We start from the raw sequence: 20,751 nt of genomic DNA, 5'->3' as shown, positions 1-20,751 counted from the left end.
ATGAAAACAAAAATCAGAATGGTCGTGGCTTATACTCGCAATCGCTGCATTGGCAAAGATAACGCCATGCCTTGGCACCTACCCAAGGATTTAGCGCATTTCAAGGCAGCCACCATGGGTATGCCTATTATTATGGGTCGCAAAACATGGGAATCCATTGGCCGCCCCCTACCAGGACGCCCTAATTTCGTCATCAGTCGCAACCCCGACTTTCAACCCCAAGGGGCCACCGTCTTTCCCAGTTTAGACGAGGCCCTAGCGGCCTGCTCTGACTACGATAAAGCCTGTATTATTGGCGGCGAGCAAATCTTCACCCTAGGGTTAAGCGTAGCAGATGAAATTATCGCCACCGAGATTCATGCTGACATTCAAGGCGACACCTTTTTCCCCGAGCTACCTATAGGTTGGGTCGAAACAGAGCGCCTAGCTCAGCCCCAAGAAAACGGTTTTAGCTATGATTTTGTTACGTATACTAAACAAAGCTAATCGTTTCTCTATCTCATTTGCCATGCTTAAACGCATGGCATTTTTATCTCTGCAGCACCTCTATCGCTAAACCCTTCTACATTTATAACTAAAAACACTATAAATAAATTTAGACTGTGTTTCCCTCTTAACTCTTTTGTCTAGGTCGGCCTTTTCATGTTTTTAAGCTCTAAACTTCCGCAATTACGTCCTAATATTTTTTCGTATATTTCAGGCTTAGCAGCCCAACATAAAGCCATTAATTTGGCTCAAGGCTTTCCTGATTTCGGTTGCTCACCGCTCTTAGTTGAGCTCTTGCACAAATACAGCGCAAAAGGCATGAACCAATACGCGCCAGGCCAAGGCATACCAGCTTTGCGTAAACAAATTAGCGCTTACTTACAGCGCCGCGATGGCTATGGTTATGATCCTGACACAGAAATCACTATTAGCACAGGCGCAACAGAAGCCTTATTTTGTAGTTTTGCAGCTCTGATTCACCCTGGGGATGAGGTTATTATTCTTGAACCCGCTTATGACACCTACGAGCCTACCGTCGCGCTATTTGGTGGCGTTATTAAACGTGTGACGCTTAGCGCTCCTCATTTTACGGTAGACTGGGATGCCGTTCGGCACGCTCTGAGCCCTAAAACCAAAGCCATCGTCCTAAACTCGCCGCACAACCCAAGCGGTACTATTTTGAGTCAAGCCGATCTAGAGCAGTTAGGACAATTGCTTGATGGCACTCAGGTAGTGGTAATTAGCGACGAGGTCTACGCAGATATGGTTTTTAGCCCTCAGCGTCACATTAGTGTGTCACGCATTGCCTCTCTTCAAGATCGCAGCATAGTGATTGGTTCTTTTGGAAAAAGCTTTCATATTACTGGATGGAAAACAGGCTTTTTTGCTGCCCCCCAAGCCCTAAGTGAGGAGCTACGTAAAATTCATAGCTTGACCACATTTTCGGTACATACCCCCTCTCAATTTGCTTTAGCCGAGCTTATGGAAAACCCACAGCATATTGATGAGGTTGCGGCCATGTATGAACAAAAGAAAAAGTATTTTCTAGATGGCTTGATTGATTCTGCATGGCAGTTCCTACCTAGCCAAGGCAGTTACTTTTTAACGGCAGACTATCAACAACTTAGCCTTGACGATGATATGAGCTTCTGCCACACACTAATTGAAAAATACGGTGTAGCAACCATTCCCTATAGTGCGTTTTACTTGAACGCTCCGGCAGAGCAACGCTTGCTACGCTTTTGCTTTGCCAAAAAAGAGCAAACACTAGATCAAGCCATTGAGATTCTACGGCGTGTTCCTACTTTGTCATAACAAACCATAGCAACTCATTCTTCGTTTTAAGCGGCTTAAAGCCGCTTTTTTATATGTTTAAGGTATAACCCCAACTGTACATTTTCATCATAAAAACCTAATATGCAAATTAATTTGCAGTAAGTTATTTATGCAAATTAATTTGCATTATCTAACACACTTAGATAATGTTCCATGTTTGGCTCATACAGGAGAACACATGAACCACCCACTGCTCAAACTATTGACCACCACAGTTGCAGCATTCTGCTTTAGCGCTGCAGCTGTTAGTGCTAAACCTCTTGTGATTGCTGTTGATACGGCTTTTGTGCCTTTTGAATTCAAACAAGGTGATACCTATGTCGGCTTTGACATTGATATGTGGGACGCCATTGCTAAAGAGCTAAATCTTGAGTATCGCCTCCAACCCATGGACTTCAGCGGTATTTTGCCTGCGCTGCAAACCAAAAACGTTGACGTGGCTTTAGCTGGCATCACCATTACCGAAGAACGCCGCAAGGCCATTGATTTTTCAGACGGTTATTACGACAGTGGCTTTATTTTAATGGTGGGTAAAGACAGCCCCATTCAAAGCTTTGAAGACTTAAAAGGTAAAACACTTTCCCTTAAAACGGGCACCTCGGCTGCTGAATATGCACGAACCCACTTCAAAGACACTACCTTGCGTCTTTTTCCTAATATCGATAACGCCTATCTAGAGCTACAAACCGGTCGCGTTGATGCCGCCATGCACGATACGCCTAATGTACTCTATTACATCAAAGAGGCCGGTCAAGGCCGCGTTAAAACAGTAGGCGAACAAATGCTTGCTCATGAATACGGTATTGCTTTTCCAAAAGGCAGCGAGCTGATTCCTGATGTCAATGCCACACTAGCAAAAATGAAAGAAGATGGTCGATATGACGCCATTTATGAAAAATGGTTTGGTACCCAACCTCCTAAAAAGTAATACCTTAACCCCCACTTTGTGGGGTTTATTTCTCTTAGGATGGCTTGTATGAATTTTGATTGGTCTGTTATTTATAGCTCCCTGCCTTCACTACTCCAAGGCGCGAAGCTTACCCTTTACATCACCCTCAGCGGTTTAGTGGGTGGCATGACTGTAGGCTTACTTTTTGGCCTAATGCGTGCGTACGGCAATACTTTTATCCGTAGTTTGGCAACCCTATACATAGGCTTAGTACGCGGCACACCTATTGTTGTGCAAGTCATGTTTATTTATTTTGCATTACCCATGCTTATTGGCTTGCGCGTGGATCCGCTTACCGCCGCTATTGTCTCCATCATTGTGAACTCTGGGGCATACATAGCTGAAATTGTACGTGGTAGTTTTCAATCAGTAGCTAAAGGCTTGCATGAAGCCGGTTTAGCCTTAGGTCTACCTAAATGGCGTGTTTTAGCCTTTGTGGTGGGGCCTGTTGCCTTTCGCCGCATGGTACCACCGCTAGGCAACCAATTTATCGTGAGCCTAAAAGACACCTCTCTTTTTATTGTAATTGGCGTAGGAGAGCTAACACGTCAAGGTCAAGAAATCATGGCCTCTAACTTTCGTGCGGTCGAAGTATGGACCGCAGTAGCTATTCTTTACTTGCTCATGATAGGGGTGATGTCGTTAGGCTTACGCCTCATAGAGAAAAGGATGCATGTACTATGAGCTCAGTCACCAATATGGTTGAATTTCGCCAAGTTACTAAACGTTTTGGTCAAACCGTAGTGCTTGATCAAGTTGACCTCACTCTTAAAGCAGGTGAGGTCACCGTTTTAATTGGTCCTTCTGGGTCGGGGAAGTCCACTCTATTGCGCTGCATTAATGTGTTAGAGCGTATTGATGGCGGAGATTTAATTGTAGATGGACTCAGCGTGTTGGGCAGCGCAAGCCAAGTCCGAGAAATACGCCAAGAAGCCGGCATGGTATTTCAGCAGTTCAATCTATTCCCACAAATGACCGCTATAGAAAATGTGGCTTTTGGGCCGCGACAAGTTCGTGGCACAGCCAAAAAACAAGCCTTAGATGACGCTTTAGTGCTTTTAGAAAAAGTTGGCCTTAAAGAACGAGCCCATCATTACCCCAGTGAGCTTTCAGGCGGTCAGCAGCAACGCGTTGCTATCGCCCGTGCCTTAGCTATCAAGCCCAAACTGATGCTCTTTGATGAACCTACTTCAGCACTAGACCCAGAGCTACGTCACGAGGTATTGCGCGTTATGCAAGACTTAGCTGAAGAAGGCATGACCATGGTTGTGGTCACGCATGAAATGGCCTTTGCACGGCAGGTCGGTGATCGCATGATTTTTATGGAGCACGGCAAAATTGCCGCTGACGGACACCCTGAAGAGCTCATTAAAAACCCAGCCAACGCTCGTCTACAATCTTTTTTACAACACGTCGAATAATGTCCTCCTTACACTATCTACAATTAAGCGGCTCTCATCATGAGCTAGGTGTTCAACTAGGCCAGTTTGGTGCCACCGCATTTCACAAGCATTTGCTACCTAGTTCCGCATGGGCCGAACTGAGTCAATGGCGTGGTTCTGAAGCGATTAAAACCATACAAAACTTAGTGCAAAACCATTTTCCACAAATAGCCCAAGAAATCGAAGGCTTAGCAGAGGGCTTGGCGATTCCCCTTGAGGATGCGTATATTTGGAACAGTCGTGGTGATCTCTGGGCTATGGCACCAGACAGTTGCTCTAGTGTTTTACAGACCCAACCTGTGCCGCGCATTACCCACAATGAAGACGGCGACCCCGGTTTTTATGGACATTGTGGCGTGATCGAGTTTGCCCCTACTGCTGGCACACGATTTACGTCTTTTGTTTATCCTGGCTCTATTGCAGGTCATACTTTTGCTGCGAACGAGCATCAGCTATGCATGAGCGTCAACAATATTCGCGCGCTTTTCGCACGACCAGGTATGCCTCGTATGGTGCTGTGTAGAGCCATTTTAAATTGCAAAACTGTGGCTGAGGCCGTCGCATTATTGCGCGCACATAATCGCTCAGGGGCGTTTAACCTAAATTTAGGTGATGTTAGCGGGGCCATACACAGCGTGGAGTTTAACGAGGCAAATGTCTCTGATCTGCCTATTGCAGCGCCTTATTTTCATGCTAACCATGCGGTTCATGATGCCATGCGTAACTACCCTCAGATTATTACGGGTAGCTCAGGGTATAGGCAAATTCAAGGAGACGATCTCGTTAAGAATCACAACACAGTAGATGCTCTTGCCATATTAGGCGATAGCGCTCATAATCGCTTTCCTATTTATCGTCGTGACGCTGCCGATACAGATAATGAAAACACCATAGCTACTGCTGATTTTATTTACGGTGCTGCGGGTTTAGAGTGGCATGTCTATGACGGGCCGCAAACCCAACCACTGTTTAGCTTCCAAGGCCTTACTCGCATTTAAGCATTATGCAACACCCTCACCCAATCGATCTCGCCTCGTTAAAACAACTAACGGCTCAAATTGACCGTAAACAAAGCGCTATCCGTTTGGGTGAGAAAGCCCATGCAGCATTACTCGTGCTGTTAAAGCATCCTCAAAACACCGCATTGCTTTCTATTACTGAGCTGGCTCAGCAATTAAACGTAAATCCATCAACTCTGACTCGTTTGGCTAAACGCTTAGGCTTTAGTGGTTTTGCTGAGTTTCAACGCTTATTCAGAGATAGTCTTAGCCCAGTCAGCCCTACTTTTTATAGTCACCAAGCCAGACGCCACTTGCAGCAATGGTCTCACTCTCACCACCCAGACACTTTCACACAAGACAGTACACGCCAACGCCTGCAACAGTTGGTCTCTGAAAACATTAGCAATATCCAACAAAGCTTACACAATTTGCATACCGAGCACTTTGTGTCTGCCGCACACGCTATTGCTTACGCGAAGCGAGTGCGTATCCACGGTGTACGCCAATACTCTGCTCTAGCCCAATTTATGAGCTATGGTCTAAGTCTAATTCGCAATGATGTGGCTCGTTTAGAGGAAAATAGTTTGGGGCTTGCCGAGGGCCTTGCACAACTGGAAGCAGGAGACGTATTGATTTCAGTTAGCGTCACACCTTATACACAAGAGGTATTAAGCACGCACGCTCTGGCACGACATGAGCAACTGACTACGATTAGCTTAACAGACAACACGGCCTCTCCCTTGGCCCTCCACGCTGATTTTTCTTTTTTTATCCCCTACTGCAGTAGTTTTTTTAGCAATAGTATTAGTGCTTATTTTGTTTTTGCTGAAACCCTATTGAATCAAGTGGCATGGGAATTAGGCGATCAGGCTCTGGTAGCCATCAATAAGCGTGAACAGCTAATCGCGGCACTAAATATTGAAACCAAGCCATAAAAAACGCGGCTAAGCCGCGTTTTTTAATTGTTTTCTGCCTGATACTGTTCTGCAGTTAAAAGACTTTCCATATCTGCTAGATTATCGGGTTTAAGCTTAAATATCCAAGTGCTAAAAGGTGCCTCATTCAGTTGCTCTGGCACATCGTCAAGGCTTTGGTTGTATTCCACAACCGTACCGGCGATGGGGGCATAAATATCGGAAGCGGCTTTGACCGACTCAACAATACCCGCTACTGCGCCTGCATCTAAGTGAACTTGCGTAGTAAAATCGCCTACAAATACCAAATCACCCAATTGATCTTGAGCAAAGTCAGTGATGCCTACTAGCACCACATCCCCTTCGACTTGAACCCACTCATGGGTAGAGGCATATTTTCTATCGGTAGGTAACTGCATTTTTTTCCTTTATACGGCACGACCACAGGCAACACCTGATGCCCACGCCCACTGAAAGTTATAACCACCGAGCCAACCAGTGACATCGACTGACTCGCCAATAAAATAAAGATTTGGATGGGCACGAGTAGCCATGGTTTTTTGATTTAGCTCTCGCGTGTCCACTCCCCCCCTCATCACTTCTGCTTTTTTATATCCAGCTGTTCCCGTTGGTACTAAAGCCCACTGGCTTAACGCCTCGGCTAGTCGTCGCAACACGCTATCAGGCAGATCCGCCAGTCGTTTTTGTAATAGTGTCGGATCAAGCACACCGGTTGCAGCCAACCAAGGCTCAACTAAACGCTTGGGTAATAAGCCTGTTAAATAATTGCCTAGCTGCTGTTTGTTACCTTGCTTGGCTGCTAGTAACGTAGTCTGCAAATCAAGGTGAGGAGCCAAATTAATTCGTATGGTCTCTCCCGGGTTCCAATAGCTAGAAATTTGCAATATGCCAGGTCCCGATAAGCCCCGGTGCGTCCACAATAAATCCTCTAAGAAAGCCATTTTTTTCTTAGGAGCCAAAGCCACACTAAGCTCAACCTCGGCACTCACACCACTTAGGGCAACAAAATCTTGCCAAAATGCACCATCAAAGGTGAGTGGCACGAGCGCTGGACGCGGTTCAATAATCTTAATTCCAAACTGTCTAGCCAAACGCAACGCAAAGTCAGTGGCACCGACCTGCGGCAAAGCCATACCGCCTGTAGCAATAACTAATTGAGCGCAGCGAATTAGACCTTGATCCGTCGCTAGCTCATAGCCCAACTCGGTTTTTTGCACTGTTTGTACAGCACAAGGCATACGCCACGTAACACTGCCTTTTTCACACTCTTGGCGCAGTAGTTGAATAATGGATTCGCTGGAGTCATCACAAAACAATTGGCCTTTGTGTTTTTCATGCCAGCGAATGTCATAGCTCTCTACTAAACGTATGAAATCTGCAGGCGTATACGCCGCTAGAGCTGAACGACAAAAATTCGGATTTTGAGAAACAAAATTGTGTGAGGTAGTGCCGGTATTGGTAAAATTGCAACGACCACCCCCAGAGATGCGTATCTTTTCGCCTAGCTTTTTAGCGTGGTCAATTAAGACCACGCGACGACCACGCTGCCCAGCTACGCTGGCTGCCATCATACCAGCAGCCCCCGCACCAATTACAGCCACATCAAATGCAATTGTCATACGCAGTTAGCTTTCTCGTATGCAATCAACATAGTAGCGTGGCTCACCGTCAGGACCGATGTCTTGGGCTAAACCATGCACATAGGTCTCAAAGCCAGGGAACTCTGCATTAAACTCGCGAGCAAACTTCAAGTAATCCACAATCATGCGGTTAAAGCGCTCGCCTGGAATAAGTAGAGGAATACCTGGCGGATACGGTGTAAGCAGCACCCCTGTCACTCGACCTTCAAGCTCATCAATACTAACGCGCTCTACCTCGCGGTGCGCCATTTTAGCGTAAGCATCAGAAGGCTTCATGGCCGGCACCATATCACTGAGATACACCTCAGTCGTCAAGCGCGCTAAGTCATATTTTTTGTAGACTTCGTGAATCATCTGGCACAGGTCACGTAAACCAAGCCGGTCATAAGTAGGATGCGCTTTACAGAAGTCAGGCAAAATACGCCACAGTGGCTGATTACGGTCGTAATCGTCTTTGAACTGCTGCAATGCCGTTAACAGCGTATTCCAACGTCCTTTAGTAATACCAATGGTAAATAAAATAAAGAAGGAATACAGACCGGTTTTCTCAACCACTACACCGTGTTCAGCCAGGTATTTAGACACCAAGGCAGCAGGAATCCCTGTTTCTGCAAAGGTACCGGAAATATCCAGACCGGGCGTAACCACTGTGGCTTTAATGGGGTCTAGCATATTAAAACCATCTGCTAGCTCGCCGAAACCGTGCCATTTATCGCCTGACTTCAAAAGCCAGTCGTCACGGCTACCAATGCCTTCGCTAGTCAGTTTGTCTGGCCCCCAGACTTGGAACCACCAGTCATCTTTGCCGTACTCTGAGGCCACCTTGCGCATTGCACGACGGAACTCAAGCGCTTCTTTGATGCTTTCCTCAACCAAAGCGGTACCACCCGGGGGCTCCATCATAGCTGCCGCCACATCACACGACGCAATAATAGCGTACTGTGGTGAGGTGGATGTGTGCATTAAGTACGCTTCGTTAAAAATATTACGATCTAAGGCACGCTCTTCAGCATCTTGAACGGTAATTTGGGAAGCCTGAGACAAGCCCGCTAGTAATTTATGCGTTGAGTGCGTGGCATAGACCATGGTGTTTTTGCTGCGAGGACGGTTAGGCCCAATTGCATGCATGTCTTTATAAAAACCATGGAATGCAGCATGCGGCAGCCAAGCCTCGTCAAAGTGCAAGGTTTCAATCGTGTCACCCAAGGTCTCTTTGATTTGCTCAACGTTATAAATCACGCCATCGTAGGTGCTTTGCGTCAAGGTCAAAATACGAGGGGTTTTATTGGCAGCCTCGCGAGCAAATGGATTGGCTTCAATTTTGCGTTGAATGCTCTCAGGAGAGAACTCCTCGAGAGGAATGGGTCCGATAATACCTAAGTGATTGCGTGTAGGACGCAAAAACACAGGAATAGCACCGGTCATTGTAATTGCATGCAAAATGGACTTATGACAATTGCGGTCTACCACCACAATGTCATTGTTGGCTACGTTAGCATGCCACACAATTTTGTTAGACGTAGAGGTGCCGTTGGTCACAAAAAAACAATGGTCAGCATGAAAAATACGAGCCGCATTGGTCTCGGCCTCTGCTACTGGACCGGTATGGTCTAAAAGCTGACCTAATTCATCGACCGCGTTACAGACGTCCGCGCGCAGCATGTTTTCACCAAAAAACTGGTGAAACATTTGCCCTACAGGACTCTTCAAAAACGCCACGCCCCCAGAGTGACCAGGACAGTGCCAAGAATATGACCCATCAGAGGCGTATTTGACTAATTCACGGAAAAAGGGCGGCGCTAAGCCGTCAAGATAAGAGCGGGCCTCACGAATAATATGACGAGCAACGAACTCGGGCGTGTCTTCAAACATATGAATAAAGCCATGGAGCTCACGCAAAATATCATTGGGAATATGCTGTGAGGTACGCGTTTCACCATATAAATAAATAGGAATGTCTTCGTTACGAAAACGCAGCTCGCCAATAAAGGTACGTAAATTTTTAATGGCAGCGGCCACATCCTCTGGGGAGTCTTCATCAAACTCCTCATCATCAATGGACAAAATAAATGCGCTCGCTCGACTTTGCTGTTGTGCAAAAGAGCTTAAATCACCGTAACTAGTAACGCCGAGCACATCAAAGCCCTCGACCTTAATTGCATCGGCTAAAGCACGAATGCCTGAACCGGACGCATTCTCTGAACGGAAGTCCTCGTCAATAATAACGATAGGAAAACGAAATTTCATGCCGACTTGCTCCTAGGTGCGTGGCAAGGTGACGCCTAATTGGCCTTGATATTTACCGCCCCTGTCTTTGTAAGAGGTTTCACACACTTCATCACCGCCAATAAACAGCATTTGTGCGCAACCTTCGCCTGCATAAATTTTGGCGGGCAAAGGAGTAGTGTTTGAAAACTCGAGTGTGACATGGCCTTCCCACTCGGGCTCTAAGGGCGTCACATTCACAATAATGCCGCAACGTGCGTAGGTACTTTTGCCTAAACAAATCGTTAATACATCGCGCGGGATTCGAAAAAACTCGACGGTGCGTGCAAGCGCAAAGGAGTTAGGAGGAATAATACAGACATCTCCCACAAAATCCACAAATGATTTTTCATCAAAATGCTTGGGATCGACTATGGTGGAGTTGATGTTGGTAAAAATTTTAAATTCATTCGCACACCGTACATCGTAGCCATAACTGCTTGTGCCATAGCTCACAATACGCTGACCATTGATCTCGCGTACCTGACCGGCCTCGAAAGGCTCGATCATGCCTTTTTCTGCCTGTGCTCGTATCCAACGATCGCTTTTAATACTCATATTATCCTCTGTTAAGCGTGGAGACCGCAAATTATCTGTAATGGGTGGCGTTAAATAACTGATGCGCACAAGGCGCATCAGGCGTACAAATTATTCGGGAGTGTCGCGTGAAAACCATCGATACACCAAAGCCAAACCGCTTATAGTACCAATGCTGACCTCGGCTGTTAATCGTCTAGAGAGACGATAACTGACTCGTCCTACGGTACCAGTATCCGCCAAGGCTTGACGCACACTAAGCTTGATGCCGTTGCTTAACGTTTTACTGGCTTCAATGAAACGACGCTCTACAGCACTCACCTCATTTTCTGGGCTACTCGCTACACTGGTAGCAGGTAATATACTTCCTGCCCCTTCTAACTCGCCGGAACGCATACTAAGCTCATCAATACCGAAACGTCTATAAAATGGTTCCCCACCCCCTAGGAAAGACGTGCCCACAGAAAAGAGCAATGCAATATCGCCACCGTCATCTGGACCATGGCCGAACAAAAGCCACGACAGTTTTTCTAGCTCTGACACGTCAGGGATGGATATTAAGTCAATCTTTGGACGACGCGCTGTTCCCCCCACTTTTACCCCAGCCTGAACACTTAATCCAGTACGTAGCGCTTGGATATCCAAAATAGGATTGGCGATGTCGCCTTGGAAAGTGACTGTGCCTCGGCGCAACTGCAAACGCTGACCATAGACCTCGATCGCTCCGCCTCGGGTATTAAGTGCCCCTAATGCCGTAAGCTGATCGTTCAGCATTTGAATTTTCATGCTGCCGACTAAACCCGAGTTAACGCCATAACCCGTTAAATAAAAACGGGGGCCTAAATCAACCTCAAGATTCATCGTCATGTCTAAGGGTGCGCTTTGCTCTTCGTTTTCTTGAACTGGGTCGGTAGAGCGCACCACAACCACATCGCTATCAACCGTAGGAATGCCACCTAACATATCTAAGTTGAACCAACCCGCATCTGCAGTAATTTTACCGCTTAATGTGATGTGGGGTAAGCTGGCATCCAAATGAATGTCTCCTGAAACCATGGCATAGCGGTCAGCCCGTTGCAAAATAGGATAGCGATATAGCTCCACATCAAAATTACCCGTGCTTTGGTCAAGCTCCCAATAGCCTGTTACCGTAACGCCGCCCCCCTTAGCATCGGGGTTTTCATTGACCCATGTGGCAGTACGCCATTCTTTAGGCTCTACTCGTAATACGGCAGGAAAATATAACCGCTCTAATTCAAAACGATTGTTATTCAGCGAGGCTTTTAACGTACCATCTAATAACCGAACCCCATCATCTAAACGCACGACCTTTAGGTTTTTTCCTTCCATGGTTCCACTTGAGGTGAAACTACCATCTGGAGCGCTTTGAATGCGTAAATTTGCATCCAAAGCACCGCCTAATACGAGCTGATCCTGCAAAAACAAGCTGGTCCAGGCCAAATCATCCATGTGAGCATTTAGTACGAGTTCTTTACGGTCTGCATCACGTATATGAATCCCTTGGGCGGCAGTGTAATAAATAGGCGTATTACCCGTTGCTTTGATATAGCCTTTGTCTTGCGTTTGCACGTCAATATCAGCTTGAATCGCACTGCGTCCAGCACCACCTTGGGGAGTAATCGTAACCAACGCCTCTGTTTTTGTTAGGCCTAATAAAAACGGGGGCTCTGCCGGAATTAAGAGATCGCCCGCTAAACGCTTTAGCTGAATACGACCTTTAAGAGCGTCGTTAAGGCCCACATCCCAATCAAGCTGCAAATGTAAGTCTTGGCCTTTAAGCTCTTGTTCACGTTTATCGATAACTCCACCATGCATAGGCTCCGACTCTTCCAGCTTTAACAGCTTCATAACGCGTTGAACGCGCTCTTCAGATACCATGACATCCGGCGCACGTCCTTGTGTTTGAAAACCTTCTGGCCCCCACTGCGTCTTCTGATGCTGTAATTGCAGCAACGCATACTTATCAATTTCTGAGCGTAAAGTGAACGCCCCCACCTCTACATTTAACTGCTGCTCAGCCGTAGGCAACAGCACGTCAATAGGGATAGGGTCAGCGACTTGTACATGCAAACCAGCATGATCCACTTTTAATGGTTTAACTTGACCACGCCAGCTAGGGGTTTGAGAGTTCATATCCCAAACACCAGATAAGGCAAGCTCTGCCTCGACTGGCCCCACTCCGAGCTCATCACTGGTTTTTTCACCTTTTAATACGTGCTCTAATTTGGCTTGAAGCGCATGCTCATGCAAGGTACCTTTTAATTCCGCGTTTAGCTTGGTAGGCCCTACCGACTCTAAATCAGGCCAAATTTGAGCCATTTGAGGTATGTCTACATTAACGACTAAAGCATGCTCCTTGAGCCCAAAAGCGCCTTTTAAGCGCACGCTATTGGCACCCAGTTTTAGGTCTATATCGCTGTTTTCTACATAATACGCTTGCCAAAGCGCCGGCAAACTCTCGAGCTCTAGACTTCCTACATCTGCTATGACATGGCCGGTCAAGTCCTCATTATTCCACCGACTGCCAGGCTTAATGTCTAAATTAATTTTTGCAGCATCTAGCTGTTTTGCCCCATGGCTAAGTTGCACCTCGTAATTAGTATCAAAGCTCAATAAAGCAGGTAAAGATTGATTGGGGATCCATGCACCGACATCAAAGCGATTTACATTCAGTGTGCCTTTGATGTGGTCTTGATCGGGCTGCTCTGCCGATCGACTCCAGTCTAAGCGAGCCTGCACCCCTGACTCATCAGGTAAAACCAAATCGATTGAGGTATCGCGTAAAGGAAAAGCCTGATCAAGTTGCAACTCCGATTGCGCTTGTAAATGCAAGCCCTGCCCAGAGCCCTGCAAATTCAGTTGAGCCTGCTCTAGAGATCCATTCCAATCAGCAGTCAGCTCTACGCGACAATCTACAGGCATAACGGCCGTATCCGTCTCGGAAGAGCTTATGTTTGGTTGATTTTCAGCCGTGGTGGACGTGTGAGTTGTTTGCCAATGCGCAGGCAAATACTGGTTTAAACAAATTTGACTAGAGGCCTGATCACTATGCACTGTAGCTTGAAGTTGGGCTTGGCTTTGCCACGGCGCAGCAATAGGAGCCAGCTCGGCTTGCCCTTGCAAATCAAGCTGCAAGTCTTCGTAGTCAGCATGTGCTTGGTGTAATTGAATCTGGGCTTTTTGTTGGGTAAGAGTACCACTAGCTCGTAATTGCAACTGGCTTAAATCGACGGGCAATAGCTCGCCACGCTGAGAAAAAAACACACTGCCCACATAGAGCTCATCCAAGCGCACCGTTACAGGCAAGTCAGGCATCGCAAAAGCTTCTGTACTTGGCGGCTCGTCTTTAGGATCTGCATCCATCCATACCGCCACTTTTTCTGCTGCTAAACGCTCAATACGCAACTCGCGTTGATGCCAAATTCGGGGCCAATCAACATTAACAGCGGCCCCCTCTAGCTCGACGGTAAGTTGATCTGGCAGCTTGAAATAAAGACGCTCTGCCTCAAGACCATGCCAAAGACTACCGCGCACACCTTGGCTTTGTCCGTCTAGTTGTGACGCTACCGTATTCATTAACCAGCGCGTGCCAGTAGGAGTTGCAACTAACCAATACACAAAACCCGTTACGATGACTAGGATCGTTGCCACTATAGGAACTGCCCAAAACACCACCTGACGAAAAACTCGGCCCAGTTTCATTAAAAAGCAATCCCTAAAGAGAAATGCAAACGGATATCATGTGTTTTTTGCCCGTAGGCAAGATCTACATAAAATGGTCCCGCAGGGGTACGCATTGCCGCCCCTACACCATACCCCAAATGCGGCGACATAGCTTTAAAGCTTTCAGCGGCATCGCCCACATCCATAAATACACTCATACCAAATGTAGAATTAAAAAAATGCTGATACTCGGCACTGAGGACGGCCATCGCTGGTGCGCCTACAGTCGCAGATGCTCTAGATATACCTATACTTTGGTATTTATAACCGCGGATACTTCGCGCCCCACCCGTCCTAAAGCCAAACCCCATTGGGATACGCTCTGAATTAGGCCATACTTTGCCTGCCTCGGCTCGCAGCATAAAAACGTCTTCATTCCCTACAGGAAACCAGAACTGCGAACGTAAGCTAGCACGATACAAAGTGCTGTACTTTTTTTCGAGCGGATAATTTACGCCCAAGCCGAGTTCAACCAGATTCCCTTGACGCGGATCATACTTGTTATCTACATCACGGCGTAGTATTTGTCCTGTTAGCTCTAAAGAAGTGCTGCGTAAAGCCGAGGTTTCGCCACGCACCTTGCTTTCATCTAAAACCCCCATAAGACTAGCCTGACTTTCGTAATCAGCACGACCTGATGTAGCAAAGTCATATTTAGTCTTAACGCCTGCAGCCGCTCGAGTTTGTTTTAAACCCTCGAGATCTTGGTGATCGTACAAAACGCCCAAGCTGTTTCTAAAGCCTGATACCGTCGGTGGTAAATGCATATCAGCAAAGAGGCGTTGGCGATTTTTATCTAAACCCAGCCCTGTTTCTACCCAAACAGGTAAACCAAACACGATATTTTGCCGATACAGAGCCTCTAGGCGTGGGCCATTATCGCTATCGGCCCCAATAGAACCTGTAAATCGGCGAGCCGGTGCTTCGGTGACCCGCACCAAGACCGGTAACTCTACCTCGCCCTCATCATTGACTTCTTGCTCTGCCGAGCTTTCATCTAATGTAACAAATGCCCCACGAAAAAAGGTGGTGGACTGTAACGCCTGCTGCCAGTTGTCTAGCTTTTCTTGATCATAAGGCTCGCCAGGTGTGTAGGTCACATAACGATGAACTAAGGATTCAGGTACACGCTGTAAACCAGTGGTGTAAAGCTCTCCCATGCGCACGCGAGGACCACTTTTAATGTCTAGGTCTAAATCAGCTTGGGATAAATCAGCCGTAATCAGGGCTCGTGTATGGTTGTATCGTGCGTAATAAAAGTCTTTGGATTTAACCTTTTGAAGTAGGTCTGACTTGGCGTCAGACCACTCTTTATTTAAAAAGATCTCTCCTGGCTTTAAGGGCCAATGTTGGCGTAGGTTGGTAACGCGCTCATCGAACTCGGGTTCGGTAATTCGCCCCGAAAAATTAATAGTTACGGTTTTAACTAGCGTGCGCTCGCCAGGCTGAATCACAATATCCCACGTTTCACCCTGATAGTCCTCGCCGACCTCGAGATTAACAACAGCATCAAAATACCCTTGAGTTTCAAGTGCTGAAACCGTGGCATCATGCGCTCGTCGTCGTAGCCGTGAGACCTCTTCGAGGTCTTGATCTTCGGCAAGGCGTGTAATGGCATCCACAGCACCATGAATAGCTTTCAAGGCCTCTGGTGCCACCCCACCTGGATCAATAATAACTTCAGGCACCGCATTGTTTTCTGGCTCTTGAGCTTGAAGAGCAAAAGGCACTAGGCAACAAGCCATCAGAAAAGCGCGCACACGCATGCAAATCCTTTGTAAGAAGAAATTAAAGGGGTCTAGGCACTACTTTGGGGCGCTGCCATGACGCGTCGCCCGGTAACCCCGCAATACGTGCTACTACCTTGGTGGCGATATCGTGATAGAGCTGAGCTTCAGCACTATCAGGCGCAGCAGCAACCGTTGGATTACCCGAATCGGTTTGCTCTCGGATACTCATAGCCAATGGCAATGAGCCGAGCCAAGGTACGTTGTATTGCTCGGCCATTTCACGCCCGCCATGCTGCCCAAAAATAGCCTCAGCATGCCCGCAATTAGAACAAATATGCACAGACATATTTTCCACTATACCTAGCACAGGCACATTGACCTGCTGGAACATGCGCAAGCCTTTTTTAGCATCAGCAAGAGCCATGTCTTGGGGCGTGGTAACCACCACAGCACCGACTAAAGGTATTTTCTGTGCCATCGTTAACGCAATATCTCCTGTGCCCGGTGGCATATCGACGATAAGATAATCCAAATCATTCCATGCAGTTTGGGTAATTAATTGAGTTAAAGCCTGCGTTGCCATAGGACCACGCCAAATAGCTGGCGCGTCGTCTTGCATTAGAAACCCTAACGAATTGGTTTGTATGCCATGGGCTTCGATGGGACGCATGGATTTACCGTCAATTGAAGTAGGACGTTCGTTAATACCCAACATAATGGGCGCACTTGGCCCATAAATATCTGCATCTAAAAGCCCAACCTTAGCACCTTGTTGCGCTAAGGCTAAGGCCAAATTAACAGAAGTTGTACTTTTGCCAACCCCGCCTTTACCAGATGCCACGGCAATGATATTGCGTACATTGGGTAAAGGGCGCAAACTATCTTGTACCGCATGAGTTTTTACATTGGCTTTTACGGTAAACTGATTTAACTCTAGCCCTAAAGGCGTTAATGCCTCTTGAATTCTTTGCTTTAGCACCCCATCTTTATCTAAGAAAGGATAAGGCAGTGTTAGACTTAGGTTTAATTTGTAACCCTCAAGCTGCAAAGCACAGGTTTGCTCTGACACGTCGATTTTCTTGTGGGTATTGGGGTCTAGCACTGAAGCTAATGCAGTTAAAATTTGCTCGTTTGTTACACTCATATTTAAACTGGCCCTAAATTTAAATGACTAATACGCTATTTAATATAGCGAACTAGAGAAACTTATCTCTTTAATTCGTGTCATACAGAATTATGAATACATTTAACCAGATTCTACGCTCTTTGCTCTTCTTTGTACTGACTCTTGTAGGGATGTTAATGGCTGTGGTGTTTATGATTTCCACTGCCATTGCTATAGCTATACTCTACATCGTCGCAAAAATTAGCGGGCGTCCCTTTGCAATTAAATCCTACTGGGATCAGCGCCGCCGCAATCGCGTACGTCCTCATTTCACACGCTCGTCCTCTGCGGACCCTGCCTCGACTAAACGTAACACGCAAAACGTTACCGACATCGAGATGCGTGAAATACCGTAGAATAAGCACGGTATACTACGGCTTCTGCTATGCTTAGCAAGCCCTAGGCTTACTTTTTACTTATTGCTTTTTTAGGCTCGCCTTGCGCGGGCTATTGCCCTTTATAGGTTTTACATTTATGTCGCGCACGATATTCGTTACAACTGCACTTCCTTATGCTAACGGTTCTTTCCACATCGGCCACATCATGGAGTACATCCAGGCTGATATTTGGGTGCGCTCCATGCGAATGTCGGGCCATACTGTGCACTTTGTAGGAGCCGATGACGCACATGGTGCGCCCATCATGCTGAAAGCAGAAAGTGAAGGCATTAGTCCAGACGAGCTCGTAGCACGTGTAGCGGCTGAACGCCCGCAATACTTAAATGGTTTCCATGTCCAGTTCGATCACTGGCACCGTACCAACTCACCTGAAAACATCGAACTATCCCAAGGCATCTACAAGCAACTAAAAGCGGCTGGTTTTATTGATGTACGAGAAATTGAACAGTTCTACGATCCAGTAAAGGGCATGTTCTTGCCCGATCGCTATATCAAAGGCGAGTGCCCTTCATGTGGGGCTAAAGATCAGTACGGTGACAGCTGCGAGGCTTGCAGCTCGGTTTATTCCCCTACTGATCTTATTAACCCTTACTCCACGCTTAGCAACGCCAAGCCAGAATTACGCACATCTGAACACTTTTTCTTCCGTTTATCCGATCCGCGCTGTGTAGAGTTTCTGCAAAACTGGACCACAGGCCAAGATCACCAAGGCCGCCCTCGTTTGCAGTCCCAAGTATTAGCTAAAACACGCGAGTGGCTTAGCAACGAAGACGGCGAAGCCGCTTTATCGGATTGGGATATTTCACGCGACGAACCCTACTTTGGTATTCCTATTCCAGACGCGCCGGGTAAATATTTTTATGTGTGGCTAGATGCACCTGTGGGTTACTTAGCCTCTTTAAAAGCCTATTGTGCCAAAACAGGGCTCGACTTTGATGCGCTTATCGACCCTGACAGCGACACCGAACAGGTTCATTTCATTGGCAAAGACATCGTTTACTTCCACGCCTTATTCTGGCCTGCCATGTTGAAATTCTCAGGCCGCAAAACACCTGACTCTCTGCGTGTGCATGGGTTTATTACCCTTAGTGGCGAAAAGATGTCAAAAAGCCGCGGTACAGGTATCTCACCTTTACGCTATCTAGAGCTAGGTTTAGATGCCGAGTGGATGCGCTACTATATTGCCGCCAAGCTCAATTCTCATGTAGAGGACATCGACTTTAACCCTGACGACTTTGTGGCACGCGTCAATAGCGACCTAGTCGGAAAATACGTGAATATCGCCAGTCGTGCGGCCAACTTTATTGGCAAGTTTTATGATGGTCAATTAGCCTATGTGGGTGATACCAGCGCCATGCAAGCCGAAATTGCTGAGCTAGCACAAACTGTTTCCCATAACATCGAGATCGGTGAGTACGGCCGTGCCATTCGTCAAACCATGGCTTATGCCGACACAATTAATCAAGCTTTTGATACAGCACAACCCTGGATTCTCGCCAAAGGGCTAAATGAAGCCTCGGCTGAAACCAAAGCTCAGCTTCAAGACATCTGCTCTCGTGCTATTGCAGGCTTTAAAGCGCTTTCTGTTATGTTAGCGCCTATTGTGCCAAGCCTTGCTAATCGTGTGGCTAACGAGCTTTTTGAGCTAGGGCGCAACTTTACGTGGGCCGACGCTACCGTACTGCCAACCTCTATTGCACGCTTCAAACACCTGCTCCAACGTGTAGATGTCAAACAAATGGATGCTCTCTTTGAGCCTCCCGTGGTTGAAGAGGTAGTTCCCACCCCCGGTGGTGAAGCCATCGCTGAAACCATCGACATCAAAGACTTTATAAAACTCGATTTACGCGTAGCAAAAATTGTTGAGTGCACTGAAGTCGAGGGCTCAGACAAGCTACTGCGCCTGATGTTAGATGTAGATGAAGGACGCTTGCGCCAAGTCTTTTCCGGTATCAAATCTGCTTACCAACCTCAAGATCTAGTAGGCAAGCTTACTGTGCTTGTTGCTAATCTTGCCCCACGCAAAATGCGTTTTGGGGTCTCCGAAGGCATGGTTCTAGCTGCCAGCCACGCCGATGAGAAAAACAACCCAGGGCTTTATATACTTGAACCCAATAGCGGAGCCACGCCAGGTATGCGTATTAGCTAATACGCTACCTCTAGACCTAGGCACTAAGTTATCTTAGTGCCTTTATTTTGATCTTAATGTAATTAGAGTCTATGCCTCGCAGAGAAGATAACGAACTCGAACGCAGTATGGCTGCAGCCCGCTCCACCTTGGTTAGTGTGGCAGTTAACCTGTTCTTATCTCTCTTGCAACTCATTGTAGGGATAGTTGCTAAGTCACAAGCCTTAATTGCTGACTCAATTCACTCCTTATCTGATCTGATCTCGGACGCTATTGTGCTTATTGCAAATAAGCACAGCAGCAAAGCCCCCGATGCAGAGCACCCCTACGGTCACCATCGCTTTGAAACAGCTGCCACATTGGCTGTAGGCGTGATATTAATTGCTGTGGGTTTAGGGATGCTCTGGAGCAGCTTTATCAAGCTGCAAAATCCGGGCCTAATTCAAACTGTGCATTTGCTTGCTCTACCTATTGCTGTCTTTGCATTAATTGCTAAAGAGCTGCTGTTTAGGTATTTGCTACGTGTCGCCAAGCGCGTGCGCTCTACGATGCTAGTCGCCAATGCTTGGCATGCGCGCTCAGATGCCGCCTCGTCTTTGGTAGTGGCCGTAGCCATCGTCGCAAACTTAATGGGGCTACCTATTGCTGATCCCATCGCGGTGCTAATTGTCGGGTTATTAATTTTACGCATGGGATGGCGCTTTGCATTTAGTGCTTTTAACGATCTGATGGATCAGGCCGTCGATGATGCTACCGAAGCAAAAATTACAAAAATTATTTTAGACACCCCCGGCATAGCGGGATTGCATGACTTAAAAACTCGCAAGCTAGGCGACATGATTTGGGTAGAGGTAGACCTTGAGATGGATGGCCGTCTTAGCATCTACGAAGGTCACGCAATTGCAGAGGAAGCGCGCCGTCGCGTCATGGCTGCATTACCTGTGCTAGAGGTCATGACCCACTTTGATCCGGTTACTATTCCTAACCCCTCATAAG

General features: G+C 47.0%; 17 protein-coding genes. 10 read left to right on the top strand and 7 right to left on the bottom strand.

From position 1 onward, the window contains the following. From ACBP46_RS03010 to ACBP46_RS02980, 7 genes are all read left to right on the top strand, one after another. On the top strand, window positions 1-486 hold the full coding sequence (locus ACBP46_RS03010; protein ID WP_371015248.1) for a dihydrofolate reductase: 486 nt from the start codon (window positions 1-3) through the stop codon (window positions 484-486). Window positions 487-642: 156 nt separating this feature from the next. Further along, a complete protein-coding gene (locus ACBP46_RS03005; RefSeq protein WP_371015247.1) occupies window positions 643-1,800 on the top strand; it encodes a methionine aminotransferase in 1,158 nt (385 codons plus the stop codon). 199 nt (window positions 1,801-1,999) lie between these two features. Beyond that, window positions 2,000-2,749 carry a glutamine ABC transporter substrate-binding protein GlnH gene (gene glnH / locus ACBP46_RS03000; RefSeq protein ID WP_371015246.1) on the top strand — a complete coding sequence of 250 codons (750 nt, stop codon included), beginning with the start codon at window positions 2,000-2,002 and terminating at the stop codon, window positions 2,747-2,749. Between the two features lie 48 nt (window positions 2,750-2,797). Continuing rightward, window positions 2,798-3,454: a glutamine ABC transporter permease GlnP gene (glnP, locus tag ACBP46_RS02995; RefSeq protein ID WP_371015245.1), complete on the top strand. Its 657-nt coding sequence runs from the start codon at window positions 2,798-2,800 to the stop codon at window positions 3,452-3,454. After that, entirely contained in the window at window positions 3,451-4,191 is a 741-nt protein-coding gene (glnQ, locus tag ACBP46_RS02990) for a glutamine ABC transporter ATP-binding protein GlnQ (RefSeq protein WP_371015244.1), read from the top strand. The genes glnP and glnQ overlap by 4 nt, the downstream gene beginning before the upstream one ends. Continuing rightward, window positions 4,191-5,210: a C45 family autoproteolytic acyltransferase/hydolase gene (locus ACBP46_RS02985; protein WP_371015243.1), complete on the top strand. Its 1,020-nt coding sequence runs from the start codon at window positions 4,191-4,193 to the stop codon at window positions 5,208-5,210. The genes glnQ and ACBP46_RS02985 overlap by 1 nt, the downstream gene beginning before the upstream one ends. Before the next feature lie 5 nt (window positions 5,211-5,215). Further along, window positions 5,216-6,148 carry a MurR/RpiR family transcriptional regulator gene (locus ACBP46_RS02980; RefSeq protein ID WP_371015242.1) on the top strand — a complete coding sequence of 311 codons (933 nt, stop codon included), beginning with the start codon at window positions 5,216-5,218 and terminating at the stop codon, window positions 6,146-6,148. Between the two features lie 23 nt (window positions 6,149-6,171). Here the strand turns inward: ACBP46_RS02980 and gcvH are convergent, their stop codons facing one another. The 7 genes from gcvH to apbC all read right to left on the bottom strand — a co-directional run bounded on the left by gcvH (window position 6,172) and on the right by apbC (window position 17,208). Beyond that, complete coding sequence (gene gcvH / locus ACBP46_RS02975) at window positions 6,172-6,546, bottom strand: glycine cleavage system protein GcvH (protein ID WP_371015241.1); 375 nt, start codon at window positions 6,544-6,546, stop codon at window positions 6,172-6,174. Between the two features lie 9 nt (window positions 6,547-6,555). Then, a complete protein-coding gene (locus tag ACBP46_RS02970; RefSeq protein WP_371015240.1) occupies window positions 6,556-7,767 on the bottom strand; it encodes an NAD(P)/FAD-dependent oxidoreductase in 1,212 nt (403 codons plus the stop codon). 6 nt (window positions 7,768-7,773) lie between these two features. Then, on the bottom strand, window positions 7,774-10,035 hold the full coding sequence (locus ACBP46_RS02965; protein WP_371015239.1) for an Orn/Lys/Arg decarboxylase N-terminal domain-containing protein: 2,262 nt from the start codon (window positions 10,033-10,035) through the stop codon (window positions 7,774-7,776). 12 nt (window positions 10,036-10,047) lie between these two features. Beyond that, entirely contained in the window at window positions 10,048-10,611 is a 564-nt protein-coding gene (dcd, locus tag ACBP46_RS02960; protein WP_077734508.1) for a dCTP deaminase, read from the bottom strand. Window positions 10,612-10,701: 90 nt separating this feature from the next. Then, window positions 10,702-14,313 (bottom strand): translocation/assembly module TamB domain-containing protein, encoded by a 3,612-nt coding sequence (locus ACBP46_RS02955; protein ID WP_371015238.1) that lies wholly within the window; start codon window positions 14,311-14,313, stop codon window positions 10,702-10,704. Then, a complete protein-coding gene (locus tag ACBP46_RS02950) occupies window positions 14,313-16,100 on the bottom strand; it encodes an autotransporter assembly complex protein TamA (protein WP_371015237.1) in 1,788 nt (595 codons plus the stop codon). Before ACBP46_RS02950 ends, ACBP46_RS02955 begins: the two co-directional genes overlap by 1 nt. 22 nt (window positions 16,101-16,122) lie before the next feature. Next, the gene (apbC, locus tag ACBP46_RS02945) at window positions 16,123-17,208 is read right to left on the bottom strand and encodes an iron-sulfur cluster carrier protein ApbC (RefSeq protein ID WP_371015236.1); all 1,086 of its coding nucleotides are present in this window, start codon (window positions 17,206-17,208) and stop codon (window positions 16,123-16,125) included. 92 nt (window positions 17,209-17,300) lie between these two features. Here apbC and ACBP46_RS02940 point away from each other — a divergent pair, with 92 nt between their 5' ends. The 3 genes from ACBP46_RS02940 (at window position 17,301) to ACBP46_RS02930 (ending at window position 20,750) form a co-directional block, all read left to right on the top strand. After that, window positions 17,301-17,585: a hypothetical protein gene (locus ACBP46_RS02940; RefSeq protein ID WP_371015235.1), complete on the top strand. Its 285-nt coding sequence runs from the start codon at window positions 17,301-17,303 to the stop codon at window positions 17,583-17,585. Window positions 17,586-17,703: 118 nt separating this feature from the next. Continuing rightward, window positions 17,704-19,776, top strand: a complete 2,073-nt coding sequence (metG, locus tag ACBP46_RS02935; protein WP_371015234.1) for a methionine--tRNA ligase — start codon at window positions 17,704-17,706, stop codon at window positions 19,774-19,776. A 71-nt stretch (window positions 19,777-19,847) separates the two neighbouring features. Beyond that, the gene (locus tag ACBP46_RS02930; RefSeq protein ID WP_371015233.1) at window positions 19,848-20,750 is read left to right on the top strand and encodes a cation diffusion facilitator family transporter; all 903 of its coding nucleotides are present in this window, start codon (window positions 19,848-19,850) and stop codon (window positions 20,748-20,750) included. Window position 20,751 lies beyond the last annotated feature (1 nt).

The organism is Paenalcaligenes hominis (assembly GCF_041359055.1).
Classification (GTDB): domain Bacteria; phylum Pseudomonadota; class Gammaproteobacteria; order Burkholderiales; family Burkholderiaceae_B; genus Paenalcaligenes; species Paenalcaligenes hominis_A.
Note: the sequence above shows the minus strand (reverse complement) of the source record. Positions and strands in the feature narration are given on the sequence as shown.

Excerpts from the sequence above, each read along its gene's own strand:
- ACBP46_RS02930 (WP_371015233.1), top strand. The coding sequence starts at position 19,848 with ATGCCTCGCAGAGAAGATAACGAACTCGAACGCAGTATGGCTGCAGCC.
- apbC (WP_371015236.1), bottom strand. The coding sequence starts at position 17,208 with ATGAGTGTAACAAACGAGCAAATTTTAACTGCATTAGCTTCAGTGCTA.
- ACBP46_RS03005 (WP_371015247.1), top strand. The coding sequence starts at position 643 with ATGTTTTTAAGCTCTAAACTTCCGCAATTACGTCCTAATATTTTTTCG.
- gcvH (WP_371015241.1), bottom strand. The coding sequence starts at position 6,546 with ATGCAGTTACCTACCGATAGAAAATATGCCTCTACCCATGAGTGGGTT.
- ACBP46_RS02950 (WP_371015237.1), bottom strand. The coding sequence starts at position 16,100 with ATGCGTGTGCGCGCTTTTCTGATGGCTTGTTGCCTAGTGCCTTTTGCT.
- glnH (WP_371015246.1), top strand. The coding sequence starts at position 2,000 with ATGAACCACCCACTGCTCAAACTATTGACCACCACAGTTGCAGCATTC.
- metG (WP_371015234.1), top strand. The coding sequence starts at position 17,704 with ATGTCGCGCACGATATTCGTTACAACTGCACTTCCTTATGCTAACGGT.
- ACBP46_RS02985 (WP_371015243.1), top strand. The coding sequence starts at position 4,191 with ATGTCCTCCTTACACTATCTACAATTAAGCGGCTCTCATCATGAGCTA.
- glnP (WP_371015245.1), top strand. The coding sequence starts at position 2,798 with ATGAATTTTGATTGGTCTGTTATTTATAGCTCCCTGCCTTCACTACTC.
- ACBP46_RS03010 (WP_371015248.1), top strand. The coding sequence starts at position 1 with ATGAAAACAAAAATCAGAATGGTCGTGGCTTATACTCGCAATCGCTGC.
- glnQ (WP_371015244.1), top strand. The coding sequence starts at position 3,451 with ATGAGCTCAGTCACCAATATGGTTGAATTTCGCCAAGTTACTAAACGT.
- ACBP46_RS02970 (WP_371015240.1), bottom strand. The coding sequence starts at position 7,767 with ATGACAATTGCATTTGATGTGGCTGTAATTGGTGCGGGGGCTGCTGGT.
- ACBP46_RS02965 (WP_371015239.1), bottom strand. The coding sequence starts at position 10,035 with ATGAAATTTCGTTTTCCTATCGTTATTATTGACGAGGACTTCCGTTCA.
- dcd (WP_077734508.1), bottom strand. The coding sequence starts at position 10,611 with ATGAGTATTAAAAGCGATCGTTGGATACGAGCACAGGCAGAAAAAGGC.
- ACBP46_RS02940 (WP_371015235.1), top strand. The coding sequence starts at position 17,301 with ATGAATACATTTAACCAGATTCTACGCTCTTTGCTCTTCTTTGTACTG.
- ACBP46_RS02980 (WP_371015242.1), top strand. The coding sequence starts at position 5,216 with ATGCAACACCCTCACCCAATCGATCTCGCCTCGTTAAAACAACTAACG.
- ACBP46_RS02955 (WP_371015238.1), bottom strand. The coding sequence starts at position 14,313 with ATGAAACTGGGCCGAGTTTTTCGTCAGGTGGTGTTTTGGGCAGTTCCT.